This is a genomic window from Cyanobium sp. Candia 9D4, from assembly GCF_024346155.1.
In the GTDB taxonomy this organism is placed as follows: domain Bacteria; phylum Cyanobacteriota; class Cyanobacteriia; order PCC-6307; family Cyanobiaceae; genus Cyanobium; species Cyanobium minutissimum.
On the sequence record NZ_JAGQCK010000009.1, the window covers coordinates 35,342 to 52,559 of the forward strand.

The following is a 17,218-nucleotide window of genomic DNA, read 5'->3' on the forward strand; positions in this document are numbered from 1 at the left end:
CCGGGGCTTTAGGATCGCCAAACTGTTCATCACGGCATGGATCTCACGTATCGTCCCCGTCGCCTGCGCCGCACGCCGGCCCTGAGGGCCATGGTGCGGGAGTTCCAGCTCAGTGCCGCCGATTTCATCTATCCGCTGTTCGTCCACGAGGGCGCATCCAACGAGCCCATCGGCGCCATGCCCGGCGCCCAGCGCTGGAGCCTGGAGGGGCTGGTGGCGGAGGTGGGCCGGGCCTGGGACCTGGGCATCCGCTGCGTCGTGCTGTTCCCCAAGGTGGCCGACGGGCTCAAGACCGAGGACGGCAGCGAGTGCTTCAACGAGGGCGGCCTGATTCCCCGGGCGATCCGGCGGCTCAAGCAGGAGCATCCCGCCATGGCGATCATGACCGATGTGGCCCTCGATCCCTATTCCTGCGACGGCCATGACGGCATCGTCAGCAGCGAAGGGGTGGTGCTCAACGACGAGACCGTCACCCTGCTGTGTCGCCAGGCGGTGGCCCAGGCCCGGGCCGGAGCCGATCTGATCGGCCCCAGCGACATGATGGATGGCCGGGTGGGGGCGATCCGCGAGGCCCTCGACGAGGAGGGCTTCGAGCACGTCGGGATCATCAGCTACACCGCCAAGTACGCCTCCGCGTACTACGGCCCCTTCCGCGAAGCGCTGGATTCCGCCCCCCGGGCCTTGAGCACCAAGCCCATCCCCAAGGACAAGAGCACCTACCAGATGGACCCGGCCAACGGCCGCGAAGCCCTCACCGAAGCCCTTCTCGATGAACAGGAGGGGGCCGACATCCTGATGGTGAAGCCGGGCCTGGCCTACCTCGACGTGATCCATCGCCTGCGGGGCGAGAGCGAGCTGCCCATCGCCGCCTACAACGTCAGCGGCGAGTACGCCATGGTCAAGGCCGCCGCCGAGCGGGGCTGGATCGACGAGCGGGCCGTGGTGCTGGAAACCCTGCTCTGCTTCAAGCGGGCCGGCGCCGACCTGATCCTCACCTACCACGCCTGCGACGCCGCCCAGTGGCTGCGCGACGGCTGAGCCGCACCGCTTGAATGGTCCGATGAACCGTCGCTGCCACCTCCCATGACGCGTCTCGGCCACGTGGCGGTGCGGGTCCAGGACATGGAGCGTGCCAAGCGCTTCTACGAGGGGCTGGGGCTGCGCCTCACCTGGGATGCCCAGGACTGGGCCTACATGCAGTCACCCGCCAACGGCGACGGCATCGCCCTGCTCAGCCCCGGCTACACCGCCGCCGGCCCCCACTTCGCCTTCCACTTCAGGGACCGCGCCGAGGTGGACGCGGTGCACGACCGGCTCGAGGCGGCGGGCCACCGGGTGGGTCCGGTCCACGACCACCGCGACGGCACTGCCTCCTTCTACCTGCAGGATCCGGACGGCAACTGGCTGGAGATGCTCTACGAGCCCCCCGCCGGCATCCCCTCCAACGTGGGTGCTGACGCCATCCCCGCCCCCGCCCCTACCTCCACCTCCACCACCCTGGCTCCGGCGGGGTGAGCGCACCCCCTGTGAGCGAGATCCACCAGGACACGCTGGAGCTGCTGGAGTGGCCCCGGCTCGCGGAGCATCTGGCCGGTTTTGCCAGCACCGCCGCCGGCCGTCGCCACTGCACCGGCCTCGGCCTGCCCGATCGCCCGGCCGAAAGCCGCCGCCTGCTGCTGGAAACCACCGAGCTGCTGGCCCTCGACGGCCTCTGTGAGGGGGGCCTGAGCCTGCAGGGGGCCGGAGACATCGCCGCCACCGTGGTCCTCTGTGCCAAGGGGGGCTGCGCCGGCGGCGAGGAGCTGCTGGCCGTGGCCGCGACCCTGGCGACGGCGCGGCGGCTGCGGCGCCAGATCGAGGATCCGGAGCTGCGGCCCGTCACCACGGCCCTGGTGGCCGAACTGCGCACCCTGCCGGAGCTGGAGCAGCGGCTCCACTTCTGTCTGGAGGAGGGGGGCCGGGTGGCGGACCGGGCCAGCGGCCCCCTGGAGGCGGTGCGGCGCCAGCTGCTGGGTCTGCGCGGCGAGCGGCGCGATCGGCTGCAGGAGCTGGTGCGCCGCTACGCCTCCCTGCTCCAGGACACGGTGGTGAGCGAGCGGGGCGGTCGGCCGGTGCTGGCGGTGAAGGCCAGCGCCGCCGCCCAGGTGGGGGGCCTGGTGCACGACAGTTCCGCCTCCGGCAGCACGGTGTACGTGGAACCCCAGGCGGTGATTCCCCTGGGCAACCGCATCCGGGATGCCGAGGGCCAGGAGCGGGAGCTGGAGCGGCAGGTGCGCAGTGAGCTCAGTGCCCTGGTGGGCGCACAGGCCGAACCCCTCGACCACCTCCAGCAGGTGCTGGTGCGGATCGATGCGGGACTGGCCCGGGCCCGCTACGGCCAGTGGCTGGGGGCGGTGCGGCCCGAGCTGGCCGAATCGGCCGACGCCCCCTTCGAGCTCTGCGACCTGCGCCATCCCCTGCTGCTCTGGCAGGAGCGGCGCGAGGGCGGCCGGCCGGTGGTGCCCGTGACCATCCGGGTGGGCCCGGAGCTGCGGGTGGTGGCGATCACGGGCCCCAACACCGGCGGCAAGACGGTGACCCTCAAGAGCCTGGGGCTGGCGGCCCTGATGGCCCGCGCCGGCCTGTTCCTGCCCTGCGCCGGCACCCCCCGGCTGCCCTGGTGCGGCCAGGTGCTGGCCGACATCGGCGACGAGCAGTCGCTGCAGCAGAACCTCTCCACCTTCAGCGGCCACATCCGCCGCATCGCCCGGATTCTGGCGGCCTTGCCGGCAGGAGCGGCCTCCGCCCAGGGGACGGCCCTGCCCCTGGGTCCGGCCTCCCTGGTGCTGCTCGATGAGGTGGGGGCCGGCACCGATCCCACCGAGGGCAGCGCCCTGGCCGCCGCCCTGCTGCGCCACCTCGCCGACCGTGCCCGCCTCACCGTCGCCACCACCCATTTCGGCGAACTGAAGGCGCTCAAGTACGCCGATCCCCGCTTCGAGAACGCGTCGGTGGCCTTCGACGTGGAGACCCTCTCGCCCACCTACCGGCTGCAGTGGGGCATCCCCGGCCGCAGCAACGCCCTGGCGATCGCCTCCCGCCTGGGGCTCGACCCCGCCGTGCTGGCGGTGGCCGCCGCCCAGCTGGAGCCCGGCGGTGAGGGGGACGTCAACCGGGTGATCGAGGGGCTGGAGCAGGAGCGCCAGCGCCAGCAGGAGGCGGCCGAGGCGGCGGCGGCCCTGCTGGCCCGCACCGAGTTGCTGCACGAGGAGCTGCTGCAGCGCTGGTCGCAGCAGAAGGAGCAGTCGGCGGAGCTGCAGGAGCAACGCCGCCAGCGGCTGGAGCTGTCAATCCGGGAGGGGCAGGGGGAGGTGCGGCGGCTGATCCGGCGGCTGCGCTCGGTGGGCCAGGAGGTGCGCGTCGGCGGGCGGGTGGCCGGCGAGACGGCCCGCCAGGCCGGCCAGCGGCTGCGGCGCCTCGAGCAGCAGCACCGGCCCCTGCCGGAGCGGCGCGACCACGGCGGCTGGCGGCCCCGGGTGGGCGACCGCATCCGGCTGCTGGCCCTGGGCAAAGCGGCCGAGGTGCTGGCGATCTCCGACGACGGCAGCGAGCTCAGCGTCCGCTGTGGCGTGCTGCGCCTGTCGGTGGAACTCGCCGCCATCGAGGGGCTGCACGGCGAGAAGCCGGCACCCCCCGAGCCGCCGCCCCAGGTGCGGATCCGCAGCCGCCGGTCCCCGGGCAGCCGCGGGCCCGAGGTGCGCACCGAGGGCAACACGGTGGACGTGCGCGGCCTGCGGGTGCATGAGGCCGTGGCGGCGGTGGAGGAGCGCCTGCGTGGCGCCAACGGGCCGGTGTGGGTGATCCACGGCATCGGCACCGGCAAGCTCAAGCGGGGCTTGCGGGAGTGGCTGTCCGGCCTGGCCTGGGTGGAGCGGGTCAGCGATGCCGAGCAGGGGGACGGGGGGCCCGGCTGCAGCGTGGTCTGGGTGAAGTGAAGCCTCTGCCGGCGGCCCGGGGCTGAATCCTCAGGGGCTGCTGGCTCAGTGGCTGATGGCGGGCAGCTGGGGTTCCTGCCGCGGCGGCGGCGTGGTGGCTTCGGCCGGCAGCAGGGCCGCCCCGAGCCCGTCGAACAGGCGCCAGCCCGTGGGTTCGACATCCAGATGCACGGTCTGGCCCACGGTCACGCTCTGGTCCGGGGTGGCCCGCACCAGCACCAGGTGGCTGCCCTCCAGCAGCCGGCAGGTGACCAGCTGTTCGTTGCCCAGGGCCTCACAGTGGCTCACCTCCGCCGCCAGGTTGCGGTTGGTGGCGGGGGCGAGCCGCAGGTGCTCCGGCCGCAGGCCGCCGGTGATCCGGTGGCCGATCCAGTCGCCCAGCAGCTCGGCCATCGGCCCCTCCACCGGGAAGCGCCGCCCCCCCAGCAGCAGCTGGGCGGAGCCGGCCACCTCCACCGGCAGCAGGTTCATCGCCGGGCTGCCGATGAACTGGGCCACGAACAGGTTGGAGGGCCACTGGTACAGCTGCATGGGCGTACCCAGCTGCTGCAGCCGGCCCTCGTTCAGCACGGCGATGCGGTGGCCCATGGTCATGGCCTCCACCTGGTCGTGGGTGACGTAGAGGGTGGTGGTGCCCAGGCGCCGCTGCAGCTCCACGATCTGGGTGCGGGTGCCGGTGCGCAGCTTGGCGTCCAGGTTGCTGAGGGGCTCATCCATCAGGAACACCGCCGGCTGGCGGGCGATGGCCCGGCCCAGCGCCACCCGCTGCTTCTGGCCCCCGGAGAGCTCCTTGGGCCGCCGCTCCAGCAGCGGTTCCAGCTCCAGGGTGGCGGCCACCTCGTCGATGCGGGCCGCGATGCGCCGCTCCCGCTCGGAATCGATCCGCAGGGGGGCCGGCAGGCCGCGGGTGGCCCGGTGCAGGCTGTCCTGCAGCTGCTGGGGCAGGCTGCGGTGGCGGCTGCGGCGCAGGCCGAAGCCGATGTTGTCGGCCACGCTCAGGTGGGGATAGAGCGCGTAGCTCTGGAACACCATCGCCACGTCGCGCTGGGCCGGCCGCAGCCGGCTCACGGGGCGTTCCCCTACGTAGATCTCGCCCGCGGTGGTGGCTTCCAGCCCCGCCAGCAGGCGCAGGAGGGTGCTCTTGCCGCAGCCCGAGGGGCCCACCAGCACGAGGAATTCACCGTCCTGGATGTGCAGGTCGAGCTGGCGCAGCACCTCCACCGGGTTGCCGCCGCGACGGGGCGGGTAGGTCTTGCCGACCTTCTCGAAGCGGACCTCGGCCAAACCAGGGGTGCAACCGGGGGATCCTAGGGTTGTTCCTCATCCGTGCCCCGGCCGAACCCCTTCCTTGCAGTTCATCGATCAGGCCCGCATCGCCGTGCGCGCCGGCCGCGGCGGCGACGGCATCGTGGCCTTCCGTCGTGAGAAGTACGTCCCCGCCGGCGGGCCCTCCGGCGGCGACGGCGGCCGCGGCGGTGACGTGCTCCTCGTGGCCGATGCCAACCTCCAGACCCTGCTGGACTTCAAGTACCGGCGCCTGTTCGCCGCCGACGATGGCCGCCGCGGCGGGCCGAACCGCTCCACCGGGGCGAGTGCCTCCACCCTGACGATCCGGGTGCCCTGCGGCACGGAGGTGCGCGACTGCCGCACCGGCATCCTGCTGGGGGACCTCACCAACGCCGGCGAGGAACTGCTGGTGGCGGCCGGTGGCCGGGGGGGACTGGGCAACGCCCACTACCTCAGCAACCGCAACCGGGCGCCGGAGAAGTTCACCGAGGGCAAGGAGGGGGAGGAATGGCTGCTGCAGCTGGAACTCAAGCTGCTGGCCGAGGTGGGGATCATCGGCCTGCCCAATGCCGGCAAGAGCACCCTCATCGCCGTGCTCTCGGCGGCCCGGCCCAAGATCGCCGATTACCCCTTCACCACCCTGGTGCCCAACCTGGGGGTGGTGCGGCGCCCGAGCGGCGACGGCACCGTCTTCGCCGACATCCCCGGCCTGATCGCGGGGGCGGCGCGGGGCGCCGGGCTGGGCCATGACTTCCTGCGCCACATCGAGCGCACCCGGCTGTTGCTGCATCTGGTGGATGCGGGTGCGGAGGATGTGATGGCGGATCTGAGGGTGGTGGAGGAGGAACTCGCCGCCTACGGCCACGGCCTCAGCGACCGGCCACGCCTGGTGGTGCTCAACAAGATGGAGCTCTGCGATGCCGCCGGACTCGAGGAGCGGGTGGCCGCCATCGGCGCCCACGTCGGTGAGCCCCCGCTGGTGATTTCTGCGGCGGCCTCCCAGGGTCTCGATGCCCTGCTGGCCGCCGTGTGGGCCCAGCTGGGCATCGCCTGAGACCCGATCAGTCGTCGTAGACCCGGCACTCGGGAGCTTCGGGGTTGAGGTCGCAGTAGACCTCCAGGGGGGTGGGGTCGTGGTTGTCCTCGGGGTGGTGCTCCTTGTACTCGTTGAGGGCCTTGAGCTCCTCTTCGAGGTGGCGCACCTTGCCGAGATTGCCATCGGCCTTGGCCGATTCGATCTCGACTTTGTCCTTCTCGATGTGATCGTCGATCGTCTTCATGCAAAAACCGGCCGTCACGGGTCGGAACTCACCGCAGACACCATACGGTCGGGGCCGGGGGATCGCCGCATCCTGTGGGTCTCCGCACACCCCCTGCTCACCGGTCAGACCGTTGCAAACCCGGCGCCGGCGGCTGCGGTGGTGCCGCCTCCGTGGCTAGCAGCGGAATGGACAGTGCCCCGGTTGGCCCATGACACGCATCAGCAAGCGGCGGGAACGGCATTTCATCGACGAGCACGGGCGGCTCTTCTGGATCAACGGTCCCGAAGCCCACTGCTACCTGTCGGAACAGCGCCAGTGGCGCCGGGGCCTCGGCTTCGAGGAGGTGCTGATCTGGAAGCAGTGCGCCCCCAGCGGACTCGTCAGCCAGCGCTTCGCCAGCGTCCAGGCGGCCCTGGAGGCTTTCCAGTCCGATGCGGTGCAGTGGTACCAGGATCTCTACCTGCGCCGCATGGGGGACCAGATGGCGGCCCACCGCAGCGTGGACGACTACAAGCCGACGGCAATGCAGCAAGCCGAAGCCCGGGGGGATCGGGTGCAGCGCCAGCCCTGGCTGCTGCCGGAGCCCGCCGGCCCGGTCTGTGGCCTGCCCCCGCGGATGGCTGATGGGGGGGGCCTGCTGGAGGTGCCCCACCCGCACCGGCGCCGGCGCTCAGGCTGCCAGCTCGCTGAGCGTTAGCCAGCGCTCCTCGGCGGCGGCGATCCGCTCCACCAGGGCCGCCAGCTCGTGGGTCAGGGCCTCCAGCCGGGCGTAGTCCGGGCCGCTGGGGGCCGCCAGGTGCTGCTCCAGTTCCCGGCGACGCTGCTCCAGCTCCGGCAGCTCGCTCTCGAGGCGCTCCAGCTCCCGGGACTCCTTGAAGCTGCGTCGCCGGGGCCCCGCCGCGGGCTTGGCCGCTGGCGTCGCTCGCCTGGCGGATTCCGGGGCGCCCCCAGGGGCGGCGGCCGGGTCGGGGCTGCCAGCCGGGCCGGCGGTCGCGGCAACCGGGGCCTGGGCCCGCCGCTCCAGCCAGCTGGTGTAGTTGCCCTCGAAGCGCTCCAGCCGGCCCGCCTCGAAGTGGAACAGGCGGTCGACGGTGCGGTCCAGGAACCAGCGGTCATGGGAGACCACCACCACACAGCCCCGGAAATCCTCGAGGAAGTCCTCCAGCACGCTGAGGGTGTGCACGTCCAGGTCGTTGGTGGGCTCGTCCAGCAGCAGCACGTTGGGGGCCTCGATCAGCAGCCGGCAGAGGTGCAGCCGCCGGCGCTCGCCCCCGGAGAGCTTGGCCACCGGCTGGTGCTGCTGGGCGGGGGGGAACAGGAACCGCTCCAGCAGCTGGGAGGCCGTCAGTTCCACCCCGTCCACCTGCACCCGGCTGGCGGCCTCCTGCACCACCTCGATCACCTTGCGCTTGCCGTCCTTGGCCAGCAGCACGTCGCTGTGCTGGTCGAAGTAGGCCAGCTTCACCGTCGCCCCCAGTTCCAGCAGGCCTTCGCTGGGCGGCCGGCGCCCGGCGATCACCTCCAGCAGGCTGGATTTGCCGGCCCCGTTGGGCCCGATGATCCCCACCCGGTCCTCGGGGCTGAAGTCGTAGCTGAAGTCCCGCAGCAGGGTGCGCTCGCCCACGGCCACCGCCAGGCCCTCGGCCGTGATCGCCCGCTTGCCGATGCGCCGGGCGGTGGCGGCCATCGCCAGGCTGGCCCGCCCCTGGCGGGTGGGGGCCTCCAGCAGGGCATCGATGCGCTGCAGCCGGGCCTTCTGCTTGGTGCTGCGGGCCTTGGGGCCCTGGCGCATCCAGGCCAGTTCCCGCCGCAGGGTCCCCTTGAGCTTGGCGGCGGTGGAGGCTTCGGCCTCCTCCTCGGCCGCCTTCAGGGCCAGGTAGGTGCCGTAGTTGCCCTCATAGGGGCGGGCCTCGCCCCGATCCACCGCCACGATCCTCTTGGTGACCCGATCGAGCAGGTAGCGGTCATGGGTGACGAGCACCAGGGCGCCGGCGAAGCGATCCAGGTAGCTCTGCAGCCACTCGACCCCCTCGGCATCGAGGTGGTTGGTGGGTTCATCGAGGAGCAGCACCTCCGGTTCGGCCACCAGGGCCGCCGCCAGGGCGACGCGGCGCCGGTTGCCGCCGGAGAGCTCGCCGATCGTCCGCTCCTGGTGGGAGGCGTCGATGCCCAGGCGCTCCAGCACCTCGCGGCAGCGGCGCTCCAGATCCCAGGCCTGGCAGCTGTCCATGCGGTGCTGCAGGGCGCTGAGGCGGGCCAGCAACGGGCCCTCCTCCGCCCCACTCGCCAGCTGGTGGCTCACCCCGGCGTGCTCCCGCAGCAGGGCCATGGCCTCCCCGTCCCCGGCGAACACCTGCTCCAGCACGGTCAGGGCCGGATCCAGCCGGGGCTCCTGGTCGAGCAGCACCACCCGGGTGCGGGCATGGCAGCGGCGCTCGCCGCGATCCAGCGGTTCGAGGCCCGCCAGCACCCGCAGCAGGGTGCTCTTGCCGGCGCCGTTGGGGCCGATCAGCCCCAGCCGGTCCCGCTCCCCCACGTGCAGGTCGAGGTCGGCGAACAGGCTGCGCAGACCGAAGTCCTTGGCGGCCCCCACCAGGCTGATCAGGCTCATGGGGCTTCGGCGGACGGGCCCTGCCCACGGCGCTGCTGCTCCAGGTGGGCGAAGACGCTCTTGTCGCCCACATCCGCCGCCGCCGGCATCGGGAACTTGCGCAGGCAGAGCACCAGCAGCAGCAGGGCTTCGGCGGCCAGCAGGCTGGCGGTGGTGGCCGGGCTGAGCACGCCGGCCAGGCGGCCGAGCAGGGCCAGGGGCAGCAGCAGGGTGACGCCGATCGCCTCCGGACGCTGGAAGCAGAAGAACTCCTTGAAGCCGATGCCGGCCAGGGCGGCGAAGTAGGGCCCCACCGCCAGGATCCACAGGGGTTGCTGGGCCAGGGCGGGAAGCATCTGGCCCGGTCCGGCCCGCAGGGCCAGCAGCACCCCGCCCAGGCAGCCCGCCAGCCAGAACAGCTGCAGGGCCCGGTGCAGGGGGCGCAGGTAGATGTGGATCCAGCGCAGGGCCAGGCCCAGCCCGGCCGCCATCACCAGCAGCCAGGGCCAGAGCAGCTCGGGGCCCAGCTGGCGCCACTGGGCCAGCAGGGCCAGCTGGCCCAGGGCCACGGCGGTAAGGGCCAGCCGATAGCCGAGCACCTCGCGGCGGTCGTCGGCGGTGATCGTGAAGCGGCCGTACACCCCCTCGAAGACGGGGTCGGCGCCATCCGGGGTGGCCAGGGTGCTGCTCATCGGGAGGGGGCGCCGGGGGCGGCAGGGGGCGGGCTGCCCACCAGTGTGGCCAGGTCCGGTCCCGCCGGGACGATGCCGGAGGGGTGAAGGGGGAACAGGGCCCCGAAGTAGTCGGTCCTCCAGGCGTCCGGGAAGCAGGTGGCGGCCACCCCTTCGAGGCCGTGGAAGCGGCGCCGCCAGTCCCACAGCCTCGGCAGCTGCCAGAGGGGCCGGCGGCTGCAGCCGAACAGGGGGGCGTAGACCAGCTCCATGCGGATCAGGGTGGGGAAGAGCACCACATCCGCCAGGCTGGGCCCGGCGCCGCCGCAGAGCCAGCCGCCGCTCTCTCCGCCGGCGGCGAGGGCCGCCTCCACCGCCCCGAGGGCCGCCTCCACCGCCCCGAGGGCGGCGAACAGGGCCGCCTCGGCCTCGTCGTAGGCCGTCTGGTTGCGGGCGAAGCCACAGCGGTACACCCCATCGTTGACATCCCCCTGCAGGCGCTCCCGCCAGGCGGTGATGGCCGGCAGGTCCGCCGGCGGGGCCAGGTCCGGAGCTTCGGGCGCAGCGGGCCAGGCGTTGAGCAGCTCGATCAGGCGGGCGCTCTCGTTCACCAGGATCGTCCCCGTTCGCCGCGAATAGAGGGCCGGCACGGTGGCCCGGGCGCGGGGATCGGCGCCGCAGCGGCGGTAGAGCTCGCGCAGGGTCGCGCAGCCCTCGAAGGGCTCGCTGAACCGCCAGCGACCGGCGTCCGGATCGGGGACCACCACCACCGTGTCGACCATCGGGGCCAGGCCCCGCAGGCTCCAGGTGATCCAGGCCCGATGGGCCCAGGGGCAGCTGCGGCCCACGATCAGCACGTGGCTGCCGGCCTCGGCGGCGTCCTCCGGCACCGGCGGCAGGGCGGTGAAGGCCCCGGCCGGCCGGCGGTAGCGGCCCTGGCCGTCGGCGGGGCCGAGCCCGCCCATCAGCAGGCGCCACTGGCACTGCCAGAACTGCCGGGCGGAGCGCACCAGCGCGGCGGGCGGGGCCATGGACATCACGGTTCGCTGCCCTGACTCTGCGCCAGGCTGGGGCCTGTGAGCGAGCAGGCGATGGTGGCGGGCCGGGTGATGGTGGTGGGGGGCACCCACGGCAACGAGCGCAACGCGCCCTGGCTGCTGGAGGCCTGGCGACGGCACCCGGCGCTGCTGCGCAGCAGCGGCCTGGCCCTGGAGCTGGTGCTGGGCAACCCCGCCGCCCATGCCGCCGGGGTGCGCTACCTCGACCAGGACCTCAACCGCAGCTTCGTGCCCGACCTGCTGGCCGCCCCCGGGCCGGGGAACCGGGAACTGGAGCGGGCCCGGGAACTGCTGGCCCGCCACGGGCCCGGCGGCAGCGCCCCCTGTCTGGTGGCCCTCGACCTGCACAGCACCACGGCCGCCATGGGCAACAGCCTGGTGGTCTATGGCCGGCGGCCGGCCGATCTGGCCCTGGCGGCGGGCATCCAGCAGCGCCTTGGCCTGCCGATCTACCTGCATGAACAGGACCGGGCCCAGACCGGCTACCTGGTGGAGCGCTGGCCCTGTGGGCTGGTGGTGGAGGTGGGTCCGGTACCCCAGGGCGTGATCCAGGCGCCGATCTGCCGGCAGAGCCAGTTGGCCCTGGAGGCGGCCCTGGAGGTGCTGGCGGAGGCCCGCAGCGGAACCCTGCGCCAGCCCGACCGGCTGGTGGTGCACCGGCACCTGGGCAGCCTTGATCTGCCGCGCCATGGCGACGGCACCCCGGCGGCGGTGGTGCATCCCCAGCGCCAGAACCGCGACTGGCAGCCGATCGCCGCCGGCGACCCCCTGTTCCTGACGGCCGAGGGCGCCACGATTCCCTTCCACCCGCGGGAGGACCGGGAGGAGGGGCCCGTCTGGGCCGTGTTCATCAACGAGGCGGCCTACGGCGAGAAGGGCATCGCCCTCAGCCTCACCCGGCGGGAGTCCTGGCCGGTGGAGCCGGGCTGGGGCCAGGCCCTGGCTGACCTGGCCCGGGAGCTTCAGAGCCCCGGCTGAACCTGGGGCTGGCCGGCGGCGGCGGGCTGGGAGCGGGGTACGCCGTTGTAGAGGACGCTCAGGACACTGCGGCCATCCGGGGCGACAAGGATCTCCGTTTCCACCGAGGGAGGCAGGCCGAGCTGGGCCCAACCGGGCACGCCGCCGTAGAAGCGGAACAGGAAACCCTCGGCATCGGCGCGCACCAGGCAGCTGCCGCCGCTGCGCTCGTACATGCAGAGGGCGGGCCGGTAGACCCCGAGGCCGCCGTTGATCACCTCGGCCCGCATCCGGGCCAGGTTGGCGGCGCGGCCCCGCTGGAAGGCCTGCTCCTGGGTCATCTGGGCCCGGGCCGGGGAGGCCCCCACCAGGGGGACGGCCACCAGCAGGGCCAGGCAGCCCAGCAGGGGCCGCAGGGAAGGGGAGGTCATGGTCATCCGCAGACGAGGGTGGTCTGTTCCTTGGTGCAGGGGAGGTCGGTCCTGCTGCCGTCGGCCCAGTAGATGCGCAGCCGGTCGTCCTCGGTGTCGGTGCGCAGGGTCAGCGACTTGACGACGCCGGCCGGGGGCTTGCCGGCCGGATCGGCCGTGTCGGGACGCAGGTCGGCCTTGTTGAGCCGCTGCTCCAGCTGCTGGATCTTGAGTTCGAGCTGGTCGATGCGGCGGCTCTCGGGATTGGGCAGGCCCTGGCAACCGGCCGCCAGCAGGGGGAGCAGCAGCAGGGCGGGCAGAGGACCGCGCAGACGCCGACGCAGCTGTTGGCCGGCGGTACGCGGTGGCTGGGGAGGAAGCGACGAACGCGAGACCATCGGCGGCAGGGCGAGATGACCGGAGCACCTCACCTCCTAGCAGCGGCAGGGGGGCCAGGCCAGGCGGGAAGCTCATCTTTTCTTCATGAAGGCCGCCTCACACCCCGCAATGGTCTGTTACATTGCTGTGAGGCGATCCGTCGCCCTTCCTTCCGCCCACGGCAAGCGCACCTGCGCCCCGCCCGACGGCACACTTTCCTGCACTCATGACCGCCACTCTCCAGCAGCGCTCCGGCGCTTCGGTGTGGAACCAGTTCTGTGAGTGGGTCACCTCCACCAACAACCGTCTCTACGTCGGTTGGTTCGGTGTGCTGATGATCCCCACCCTGCTGGCCGCCACTATCTGCTTCATCGTCGCCTTCATCGCGGCGCCCCCCGTCGACATCGACGGCATTCGTGAGCCGGTCGCCGGCTCCCTGATGTACGGCAACAACATCATCTCCGGCGCTGTTGTTCCTTCCAGCAACGCCATCGGCCTGCACTTCTACCCCATCTGGGAAGCCGCCAGCCTCGACGAGTGGCTGTACAACGGTGGCCCCTACCAGCTGGTGGTCTTCCACTTCCTGATCGGCGTCTTCGCCTACATGGGCCGCGAGTGGGAACTCTCCTATCGCCTCGGCATGCGCCCCTGGATCTGCGTCGCCTACTCCGCCCCCGTGGCGGCCGCCAGCGCCGTGTTCCTGATCTACCCCTTCGGTCAGGGTTCCTTCTCCGACGGCATGCCCCTCGGCATCAGCGGCACCTTCAACTACATGCTGGTGTTCCAGGCTGAGCACAATATCCTGATGCACCCCTTCCACATGCTGGGTGTGGCCGGTGTGTTCGGTGGCTCCCTGTTCTCCGCCATGCACGGCTCCCTGGTGACCTCCTCCCTGGTGCGTGAAACCACCGAGAGCGAGTCCCAGAACTACGGCTACAAGTTCGGCCAAGAGGAAGAGACCTACAACATTGTGGCCGCCCACGGCTACTTCGGTCGCCTGATCTTCCAGTACGCCTCTTTCAACAACAGCCGCAGCCTGCACTTCTTCCTGGCCGCCTGGCCGGTGATCGGCATCTGGTTCACCGCCCTGGGCGTGAGCACGATGGCCTTCAACCTGAACGGCTTCAACTTCAACCAGTCCATCCTGGATGGTCAGGGCCGGGTGATCAACACCTGGGCCGACGTGCTCAACCGTGCCGGCCTCGGCATGGAAGTGATGCACGAGCGCAACGCGCACAACTTCCCCCTCGACCTGGCCGCTGCCAGCGCCACCCCTGTGGCCCTGACCGCCCCGGCGATCGGCTGATCCAGCCCCTCCAGTTTTCTGGAGCTTCCCAACCCCCTGCTCGCGCAGGGGGTTTTTTCATGGCGACGCGGTTCATGGCGACGCGGTCCGGCTGGGCCTGGCTGAGCCTCCCCGTCGCTGTGGCAGCGTGGTCTGGCGGAGTTCCGCTGCCGGCGGTCCGCTCGAGCTCCGGCCCCCATGGCTGGCCCCCACGGCACGCGACCCCATGAATGCTGACGCTGGCCCCGATCCCCTCCCGTCCTGGCGGGAGGGCAGCGTCAAGACGCGCCTGCTGGAGTTTGTGGCCGCCGTCAGCACCCCCGGGGACCCCGGCTGGGTAGCGCCCCAGGAGCGGATCGCCGTGTTCGACAACGACGGCACGCTCTGGTCGGAGCAGCCGATGTACGTGCAGCTGGCCTTCGCCCTCCAGCGGGCCCGCAGCCTGGTGGCGGAGCGCGCCGAGCTGGCCAGCCATCCGCTGGTGGCGGCGGCCCTGGCCGACGACATCGATGCCCTGATGGGCCACGGCCTGCGGGGGCTGCTGGAACTGGCGGCCATCACCCACGCCGGGATGGCCGACGCGGCCTTCAGCGGCCTGGCCCGCGACTGGTTGCGGGAGGCCCGCCATCCCCAGCTGGGGGTGCCGTACACCGGGCTCGTCTACCAGCCGATGCTGGAACTGCTGGCGTTTCTCCGCGCCAGGGGGTTCCGCAGCTGGATCGTGACCGGTGGGGGTGTCGAGTTCGTGCGGGTGTTCGCCGAAGCGACCTACGGCATTCCCCCGGACCGGATCATCGGCTCGACGCTGCAACTGCGCTACGGCGAGGAGAACGGCCAGCCGACCGTGTGGCGCGAACCCGTGGTGGACGCCATCAATGATGGCGACGCCAAGCCGCTGGGGATCGCCCGGGCCATCGGCCGCCGCCCGATCGCGGCCTTCGGCAATTCCGATGGCGACCTGGCGATGCTGCGCTGGACCACCGCCGGCCCCGGCCAGCGTCTCGCCCTGCTGCTGCACCACGATGACGGCGAGCGGGAGGTGGCCTACGACCGTGCTTCCCGCTTCGGCCGGCTGGACAAGGGCCTGGATCTGGCCCGGCGCCATGGCTGGTGCTTGGTCAGCCTGCGGCGTGACTGGGACCGGATCTTCCCTTGTTCCGCCCAGGACTGACACCGATGCGCAGCCCCTCCCCCTCCTCCACCTGGTACGCCCGCCAGAAACGGCGGCGCGCCTCGCCGTTCTTCCGGCTGCTGGATCGCTCCTTCGGTTTCCGGGTGCTGGTGGCCGCCGTGCTGTCCTTCGGATTGCTGGCCCTGGTCAACCGTTTCGAGAACTGCCATGCCCAGGCTGGTCAGGCCGATTGTCTGACCAGCAACGTGCTGGAGATCATCAGCATCGGCACCGTCGAGTCGTTCAGCATCGTCACGGCGGCGATCTTCTATCTGCTTGAGGCCGGACAGCGCAAGGAGAAGGAACATCATGAGATGTTTGAACTCCTGCTGACCCAGGGCCAGGCCGGGGCCTCCAACAGCCTGGGTCGACTTCGGGCCCTGGAGATGTTTTCCGCCGATGGCATCTGGCAGGACGGCTTTGATCTGGAGGGATCGGATCTTGAAGGTCTGAGGATCCCGTTCAGCCGCTGGCGCGGCGCCAATTTCTGCAACACCGTGCTGCGCAACGCCGACTGCCGAGGCGCTGATCTGGCCCAGTCCGATTTCCGCCGCTCCGATCTGAGCGGGGCGAATCTCAGGGGCGCCGATCTGCGCGGCGCCAATTTCACCGGGGCGATTCTCCATCAGGCGGATCTGCGGGGCGCCCTGGTGGAGGGGGCCCAGTTCCGGGGCGCCCAGCTCAGCCGGACGCTCAGCGATGGTCCGCTCCCGGGGCTGGAGGATGGATCGGAAACGGACGCCGGCTGAGTTCAGGCTCAGGCGACGAGCCTGGTGAGGGCGTCCTGGGAGAGGGAAGCGTTGACGAAAGCGAGGCCCACGTAAGTGTTGAAGCCGGTGTTTCGCACCCAGCGCACCTTGGAGCGCAGGCTCAGCTTCGAGCCGGCTTCGTAGTTGCGGGCTTCGAAGATGACGGTGTCGTCCTCCTTGACGTCCAGGCTGCCCTGACGCAGGACACAGGCCCCCCGCTCGCTGACGTCACGGAGATTGACGAACACCGATTGCTTCGAGGCCAGGGTGAGGCTGACGGAGACGCCCACCGGCACATGGTGACGGGGACTGGCACGCTTCCCTTCGGGATGCTGATCCTGGGACATGAAGAGGGCACGACGCACCCCTGCCTTGAAGCGCCAGCAGGAGCAGGACGGATTCTAGGTCCGGTGCTTGGTGGCGCTACCCCCTGGCGCCCCGTCCCGGCGGCTCCCCGGCCAAGGGAGGCCGTCGCATCCGCTAGGGTCAGTAGATCCGGCAGAAGCCGGCGAACCAGTTGTTCGCCTTCGCCGGAGCCAGCACCGAGCCGCCCCGCGCTTCCTGGGGTCGGTCCACCAGGTCCAACGTCGGTCCATCAGGTCCAACAGCGGTTGCCGTGTGCGATTCCCCGCGGGGGAACGGCAGCCTCCCGGTGCGAGATCCATATCCCCTTGTCCAACCTTCCGAATGAACACCCTCTCCAGGCGCCCGTCCGCTGCGACCCGCCCCAGCTCCAGCCCCGCCGCCGGCGGCCGGGGCCCCCACGCCTACCCCTGCTGCCCCCTGGCGGCCCGGCCGGCCCGCCACGATCCCTCCCAGCATCCCCTCACCTGGGAGGACCTGCTCGGCCGCCGCTAAGGGCGGCGGCGTCCCTGCTCAATCGTCGTCGTCGTCACGGTCGCGCCGCTTGTCCAGCACGTAGACGCGGCCATCGGGGGTCACCAGCCGTTTCCCCGGCTGACGGGAGGCCCGCCAGCGATCGCGCGCTTCCTCGGCACGCCTGAGCTGCCGGGCCTGCCGGGCCTGGGCCGCCCGTACCCGCGGCGCGTACGTGTTGCGGTACCAGTCGTCCTGCACGAACAGCACCGGCACGGTGCAGGCCTGGTAGAGCCCGCAGTAACGGCCCCAGTCGCGGGCCTGCTGGGGGGGGACCCGCAGGTAGATGGGCGCGATCGCGGACTGCCCCCAGCGGTCGCTGCCCAAGGCCGGCCTGGCGATCACCGGGCCGTAACCGAGCACCGGCGGTGGGGCCAGGTTGCCGATGGTGATCCGGCCGAAGTAGCCGGACTGCCCCAGGGGCACGGTCAGGGAGGTCTGGGCCTGGACCGGGGCGTAGACGATTCCGGCGCCGCAGACCACCACCAGGGCGGCGTGGAGCAGGCGGGAGGAACGGCTGATCATGGCGGAAGCTCCGTGGCCCCACCAG

The 17,218-nt window shown here is 71.7% G+C and carries 19 protein-coding genes; 10 read left to right on the forward strand and 9 right to left on the reverse strand.

The annotated features are described in order from the left end of the window. Positions 1-36 precede the first annotated feature (36 nt). The 3 genes from hemB to KBZ08_RS14320 are packed head-to-tail and all read left to right on the forward strand — an operon-like array spanning position 37 to position 3,974. Positions 37-1,038: a porphobilinogen synthase gene (gene hemB / locus KBZ08_RS14310; RefSeq protein ID WP_254973834.1), complete on the forward strand. Its 1,002-nt coding sequence runs from the start codon at positions 37-39 to the stop codon at positions 1,036-1,038. 45 nt (positions 1,039-1,083) lie between these two features. Then, positions 1,084-1,515 carry a VOC family protein gene (locus KBZ08_RS14315; RefSeq protein WP_254973835.1) on the forward strand — a complete coding sequence of 144 codons (432 nt, stop codon included), beginning with the start codon at positions 1,084-1,086 and terminating at the stop codon, positions 1,513-1,515. Beyond that, positions 1,512-3,974: an endonuclease MutS2 gene (locus tag KBZ08_RS14320; RefSeq protein ID WP_254973836.1), complete on the forward strand. Its 2,463-nt coding sequence runs from the start codon at positions 1,512-1,514 to the stop codon at positions 3,972-3,974. Before KBZ08_RS14315 ends, KBZ08_RS14320 begins: the two co-directional genes overlap by 4 nt. 45 nt (positions 3,975-4,019) lie before the next feature. Here KBZ08_RS14320 and KBZ08_RS14325 read toward each other — a convergent pair whose 3' ends face one another. Further along, positions 4,020-5,258, reverse strand: coding sequence for an ABC transporter ATP-binding protein (locus KBZ08_RS14325; RefSeq protein ID WP_106222735.1), 1,239 nt, complete (start codon positions 5,256-5,258; stop codon positions 4,020-4,022). A 64-nt stretch (positions 5,259-5,322) separates the two neighbouring features. Between KBZ08_RS14325 and cgtA the strand changes: the two genes are divergently transcribed. Further along, positions 5,323-6,315 (forward strand): Obg family GTPase CgtA, encoded by a 993-nt coding sequence (cgtA, locus tag KBZ08_RS14330; RefSeq protein WP_254973837.1) that lies wholly within the window; start codon positions 5,323-5,325, stop codon positions 6,313-6,315. A 7-nt stretch (positions 6,316-6,322) separates the two neighbouring features. Here the strand turns inward: cgtA and KBZ08_RS14335 are convergent, their stop codons facing one another. Next, a complete protein-coding gene (locus KBZ08_RS14335) occupies positions 6,323-6,541 on the reverse strand; it encodes a Calvin cycle protein CP12 (RefSeq protein WP_043325524.1) in 219 nt (72 codons plus the stop codon). A 190-nt stretch (positions 6,542-6,731) separates the two neighbouring features. Between KBZ08_RS14335 and KBZ08_RS14340 the strand changes: the two genes are divergently transcribed. Continuing rightward, positions 6,732-7,220: a hypothetical protein gene (locus KBZ08_RS14340; protein ID WP_254973840.1), complete on the forward strand. Its 489-nt coding sequence runs from the start codon at positions 6,732-6,734 to the stop codon at positions 7,218-7,220. Here KBZ08_RS14340 and KBZ08_RS14345 read toward each other — a convergent pair. From KBZ08_RS14345 to KBZ08_RS14355, 3 genes are read right to left on the reverse strand one after another with little or no spacing between them, the layout of a single operon-like run. Next, complete coding sequence (locus KBZ08_RS14345; RefSeq protein ID WP_254973841.1) at positions 7,194-9,134, reverse strand: ABC-F family ATP-binding cassette domain-containing protein; 1,941 nt, start codon at positions 9,132-9,134, stop codon at positions 7,194-7,196. The two genes, KBZ08_RS14340 and KBZ08_RS14345, sit on opposite strands and share 27 nt — an antisense overlap. After that, on the reverse strand, positions 9,131-9,805 hold the full coding sequence (locus tag KBZ08_RS14350; RefSeq protein ID WP_254973842.1) for a DUF2301 domain-containing membrane protein: 675 nt from the start codon (positions 9,803-9,805) through the stop codon (positions 9,131-9,133). The genes KBZ08_RS14345 and KBZ08_RS14350 overlap by 4 nt, the downstream gene beginning before the upstream one ends. Next, positions 9,802-10,815, reverse strand: coding sequence for a glutathione S-transferase C-terminal domain-containing protein (locus KBZ08_RS14355; RefSeq protein WP_254973843.1), 1,014 nt, complete (start codon positions 10,813-10,815; stop codon positions 9,802-9,804). Before KBZ08_RS14355 ends, KBZ08_RS14350 begins: the two co-directional genes overlap by 4 nt. 60 nt (positions 10,816-10,875) lie before the next feature. On the opposite strand from KBZ08_RS14355, the gene KBZ08_RS14360 reads away from it, so the two are divergent. Beyond that, positions 10,876-11,820, forward strand: a complete 945-nt coding sequence (locus tag KBZ08_RS14360) for an aspartoacylase (protein ID WP_254973871.1) — start codon at positions 10,876-10,878, stop codon at positions 11,818-11,820. Here KBZ08_RS14360 and KBZ08_RS14365 read toward each other — a convergent pair. Next, positions 11,805-12,230: a hypothetical protein gene (locus KBZ08_RS14365; protein WP_254973844.1), complete on the reverse strand. Its 426-nt coding sequence runs from the start codon at positions 12,228-12,230 to the stop codon at positions 11,805-11,807. The genes KBZ08_RS14360 and KBZ08_RS14365 overlap by 16 nt on opposite strands. A 2-nt stretch (positions 12,231-12,232) precedes the next feature. Further along, positions 12,233-12,607, reverse strand: coding sequence for a hypothetical protein (locus KBZ08_RS14370; protein ID WP_106222729.1), 375 nt, complete (start codon positions 12,605-12,607; stop codon positions 12,233-12,235). Between the two features lie 206 nt (positions 12,608-12,813). Between KBZ08_RS14370 and psbA the strand changes: the two genes are divergently transcribed. From psbA to KBZ08_RS14385, 3 genes are all read left to right on the forward strand, one after another. Continuing rightward, complete coding sequence (psbA, locus tag KBZ08_RS14375; protein ID WP_015109068.1) at positions 12,814-13,893, forward strand: photosystem II q(b) protein; 1,080 nt, start codon at positions 12,814-12,816, stop codon at positions 13,891-13,893. 205 nt (positions 13,894-14,098) lie between these two features. After that, on the forward strand, positions 14,099-15,043 hold the full coding sequence (locus tag KBZ08_RS14380) for an HAD family phosphatase (RefSeq protein ID WP_106220514.1): 945 nt from the start codon (positions 14,099-14,101) through the stop codon (positions 15,041-15,043). A 5-nt stretch (positions 15,044-15,048) separates the two neighbouring features. Further along, the gene (locus KBZ08_RS14385) at positions 15,049-15,792 is read left to right on the forward strand and encodes a pentapeptide repeat-containing protein (RefSeq protein WP_254973848.1); all 744 of its coding nucleotides are present in this window, start codon (positions 15,049-15,051) and stop codon (positions 15,790-15,792) included. 8 nt (positions 15,793-15,800) lie between these two features. Here KBZ08_RS14385 and KBZ08_RS14390 read toward each other — a convergent pair whose 3' ends face one another. Next, positions 15,801-16,139, reverse strand: coding sequence for a PilZ domain-containing protein (locus KBZ08_RS14390; RefSeq protein ID WP_106220516.1), 339 nt, complete (start codon positions 16,137-16,139; stop codon positions 15,801-15,803). Positions 16,140-16,479: 340 nt separating this feature from the next. Between KBZ08_RS14390 and KBZ08_RS14395 the strand changes: the two genes are divergently transcribed. Continuing rightward, entirely contained in the window at positions 16,480-16,650 is a 171-nt protein-coding gene (locus KBZ08_RS14395) for a hypothetical protein (protein WP_181280058.1), read from the forward strand. Positions 16,651-16,668: 18 nt separating this feature from the next. Here the strand turns inward: KBZ08_RS14395 and KBZ08_RS14400 are convergent, their stop codons facing one another. Then, positions 16,669-17,193, reverse strand: coding sequence for a hypothetical protein (locus tag KBZ08_RS14400; RefSeq protein WP_106220517.1), 525 nt, complete (start codon positions 17,191-17,193; stop codon positions 16,669-16,671). Positions 17,194-17,218: the final 25 nt, after the last annotated feature.

Coding starts and splice junctions, on each gene's coding strand:
- hemB (WP_254973834.1), top strand. CDS start 37: ATGGATCTCACGTATCGTCCCCGTCGCCTGCGCCGCACGCCGGCCCTG.
- KBZ08_RS14315 (WP_254973835.1), top strand. CDS start 1,084: ATGACGCGTCTCGGCCACGTGGCGGTGCGGGTCCAGGACATGGAGCGT.
- KBZ08_RS14335 (WP_043325524.1), bottom strand. CDS start 6,541: ATGAAGACGATCGACGATCACATCGAGAAGGACAAAGTCGAGATCGAA.
- KBZ08_RS14340 (WP_254973840.1), top strand. CDS start 6,732: ATGACACGCATCAGCAAGCGGCGGGAACGGCATTTCATCGACGAGCAC.
- KBZ08_RS14345 (WP_254973841.1), bottom strand. CDS start 9,134: ATGAGCCTGATCAGCCTGGTGGGGGCCGCCAAGGACTTCGGTCTGCGC.
- KBZ08_RS14350 (WP_254973842.1), bottom strand. CDS start 9,805: ATGAGCAGCACCCTGGCCACCCCGGATGGCGCCGACCCCGTCTTCGAG.
- KBZ08_RS14355 (WP_254973843.1), bottom strand. CDS start 10,815: ATGGCCCCGCCCGCCGCGCTGGTGCGCTCCGCCCGGCAGTTCTGGCAG.
- KBZ08_RS14360 (WP_254973871.1), top strand. CDS start 10,876: ATGGTGGCGGGCCGGGTGATGGTGGTGGGGGGCACCCACGGCAACGAG.
- KBZ08_RS14365 (WP_254973844.1), bottom strand. CDS start 12,230: ATGACCTCCCCTTCCCTGCGGCCCCTGCTGGGCTGCCTGGCCCTGCTG.
- KBZ08_RS14370 (WP_106222729.1), bottom strand. CDS start 12,607: ATGGTCTCGCGTTCGTCGCTTCCTCCCCAGCCACCGCGTACCGCCGGC.
- psbA (WP_015109068.1), top strand. CDS start 12,814: ATGACCGCCACTCTCCAGCAGCGCTCCGGCGCTTCGGTGTGGAACCAG.
- KBZ08_RS14380 (WP_106220514.1), top strand. CDS start 14,099: ATGAATGCTGACGCTGGCCCCGATCCCCTCCCGTCCTGGCGGGAGGGC.
- KBZ08_RS14385 (WP_254973848.1), top strand. CDS start 15,049: ATGCGCAGCCCCTCCCCCTCCTCCACCTGGTACGCCCGCCAGAAACGG.
- KBZ08_RS14390 (WP_106220516.1), bottom strand. CDS start 16,139: ATGTCCCAGGATCAGCATCCCGAAGGGAAGCGTGCCAGTCCCCGTCAC.
- KBZ08_RS14395 (WP_181280058.1), top strand. CDS start 16,480: ATGAACACCCTCTCCAGGCGCCCGTCCGCTGCGACCCGCCCCAGCTCC.
- KBZ08_RS14400 (WP_106220517.1), bottom strand. CDS start 17,193: ATGATCAGCCGTTCCTCCCGCCTGCTCCACGCCGCCCTGGTGGTGGTC.